1 protein-coding gene is annotated in these 278 nt (G+C 61.5%); it reads right to left on the bottom strand.

What is annotated here, in order from left to right:
* Nucleotides 1-278, bottom strand: a 278-nt coding sequence (locus tag ACV229_RS40890) for a two-partner secretion domain-containing protein (RefSeq protein ID WP_448088704.1), incomplete at both ends; no start/stop codon positions are given.

Below are 278 nucleotides of genomic sequence, written 5' to 3'. Positions count from 1 at the left end.
ACTTCCGCGCGGCTCCCGGCGACTTCAACGTATCCGCGCAGTTGTGACGGGTTCGCGCTGTTCACCTGGTTGACGATGACGCGCGCGGATTGTCCGGCCCCGAAGTTCGGATTCCCGTTGATGAAACCGGCCTGCTGGGTGGTAACGGACGTCGGCGAATTGTTCAGGATCGCGCCGTTCTTCTGGACATCGAACTGGTTGTAGCTATTGACCGACACCCCGGCGCCCGAAGGCTTCACGATGTTCACCTGCGACAGCCCGTTCGGCGTCTGGATGAC

This window comes from Burkholderia sp. MR1-5-21, assembly GCF_053427715.1.
The sequence above is the reverse complement of the archived record's forward strand: the minus strand, read 5'-3'. Positions and strand labels throughout refer to the sequence as shown.